Source organism: Vibrio sp. (assembly GCF_984391705.1).
Genome location: NZ_CFHWOM010000133.1, coordinates 1 through 2,518, shown reverse-complemented (window position 1 = coordinate 2,518; position 2,518 = coordinate 1). Strand labels below are relative to the sequence as shown.

Annotated in this window: 1 protein-coding gene; it reads right to left on the bottom strand. The window is 47.7% G+C overall.

All coding sequences use genetic code 11. The annotated features are described in order from the left end of the window. On the bottom strand, positions 1-2,518 hold a 2,518-nt coding region (rne, locus tag AC4MRV_RS21890), incomplete at both ends, for a ribonuclease E (protein ID WP_491189381.1).

Below are 2,518 nucleotides of genomic sequence, written 5' to 3'. Positions count from 1 at the left end.
TCAACAACAGGTGCTTCAACTGCAGGCTGTGCTACCACTTCTTCAGCTTTCGCTTCAACCACAGGCTCTTCACGGCGGATAATCACTTTACCCATTGCCATTTCAGGACATGCAAAACCACCAGCAATCACAACATTGTTTTGAACAGCTTCTAGTTCAGTTGATTGTTGTACTTGCGCTTCTGCTTTAGCAGCTTCAGGTTTTGCTTGTTTGTGGTGCGGTTTAGGCACGAAACGAGGCATCACTTTACCCATCGCCATCTCAGGAGAGGCTACACCACCTTTACGTAGGCGGAATGGGTTAGGGCGACGGTCACGACCGCGACGACGACGTTGACCACTTGCACGTAGGTGACGTGGAGAACGACGGTTACGACGTTGCTTCGGCTCTTCCTGTTCTGTTTGTTCAGCGTTCGCTTGGTTAGCTTCTACTTGTTCCGCTACCTTTTGCTCTTGAGCAACAGACTTATCTTTAGCTGCAACCTGCTCTTTCGCAGAGTTGTTTTCTGCTTGAGCTTGCTGGTCTTTAACGCGGATCTGCTTGTTCAGTTTACGACGTTGACGACGCTCTTTAACTTTTGCAGCTTTCGCTTCAGACTTCTGCTTTTGACCTTCAGGTTTAGACGCTTGAGCATCAGCTGCTAGCTGTTGACCTTGTTCTGCAACCTTAGATGGTACTTGCTCTTCGCGTTGTTGCTTCTGCTCGTCACGCTGCTTATTGCGGCGGTCTTGCTTCGGCTTACGGTTTTGACGAGGTTGCTGAGTTGCATTTTCTTTTTGCTCTTCAGGCTTCTCATCGCGAGCTGGCTTACGACGGCGCTTGTTGTCGCGGTTCTCGTTACGATCACCACGCTGGTTGCGACGACGATTGTCATTGCGATCGCGACGTTGACGGTTGCCATTGTTGCGATTGTTCTTAGGTTTCTCTTCTTGCTTCTCTTCTTGTTTCTCTTCTTGAGATGAAGAGCCACCGAATAGGAAGCTGCCAATAGCTTTGAAGAAGCGGCTGATTAGGCCTGATTCTTGTGCCTTAGGCTCTTCTTTCTTCTCTTCTACTTTTGCAGCTGCTGCTTTTGGCGCTGGAGCTGGCGCAGATTGAGCAGGAGCAGCAAAACCTTTCAGTGCAGGTTCTTCGATCTTCTTAGGACGAATCGTCTGTTCTGCTGGCTCTTTGCTTTCTGCTTCTTTCAGAGCGTCTAGCTTCTTAGGAAGTAGGTAAGAAAGTAGATCGAACTCTTCACCTTCACGAACACGGATAACTTCGAAGTGCGGAGTTTCCATATCAGAGTTAGGTACAACAGTGATCTTAACTTCTTGAGTACGCTCAATGTGGTTTACAGAGCGACGCTTCTCGTTCAATAGGTAAGAAGCGATTGGCACAGGTACAACTGCAAGCACTTGTGCTGTGTTGTCTTTTAGCGCTTCCTCTTCGATTAGACGAAGAACTGAAAGTGCTAGAGATTCATTGTCACGTACAACACCAGTACCTGTACAGCGAGGACAGATGTGGTGGCTTGCTTCTGCTAGAGAAGGGCTTAGACGCTGACGAGACATCTCAAGAAGACCGAATCGAGAAATACGACCGATTTGAACACGTGCACGATCTAGACGAACTGCATCACGTAGACGGCTTTCTACTTCGCGTTGATGACGAACAGGCGTCATATCGATGAAGTCGATAACTACTAGACCACCTAGGTCACGTAGACGAAGTTGACGAGCAATTTCATCTGCGGCTTCTAGGTTTGTGTTCAGAGCTGTTTCTTCAATATCACCGCCTTTCGTTGCACGAGCAGAGTTGATATCGATAGAAGTTAGAGCTTCTGTTGGGTCGATAACGATTGAACCACCCGACGGAAGGCGAACTTCACGTTGGAAAGCAGATTCAATTTGGCTTTCGATCTGGTAGTGGCTAAATAGAGGAACTTCACCGTCGTACTTCTTAACGCGACTGATAAAGTCTGGGCGCACTAGTTGAATGTGCGCTTGTGCACGCTCAAAAATAGTGTTGCTATCGATAAGAATTTCACCAATATCACGACGCAAGTAGTCACGAATTGCACGAACAATTACGTTACTTTCTTGGTGGATAAGGAAAGGTGCTGCGTTTGAATCCGAAGCCTGCTTGATAGCAGCCCAGTGATTAAGTAGTACGTTTAAGTCCCACTCAAGCTCTTCTGCGCTTTTGCCAACGCCAGCAGTACGAACGATTAAACCCATGCCTTGAGGAAGCTCAAGCGTGCTTAAAGCTGCTTTTAGTTGAGTACGCTCGTCACCTTCGATACGGCGAGAGATACCGCCTGCACGAGGGTTGTTTGGCATAAGAACTAAGTAGCTACCCGCCAAAGAGATGAAAGTAGTCAGTGCAGCACCTTTGCTACCACGTTCTTCTTTCTCAACTTGTACGATAACTTCCTGGCCTTCCTTTAGCACTTCTTTGATGCTTGGACGACCTTGGTATGTGTAACCTTCAGGGAAGTATTCGCGGGCAATTTCTTTAAGAGGGAGGAAACCGTGAC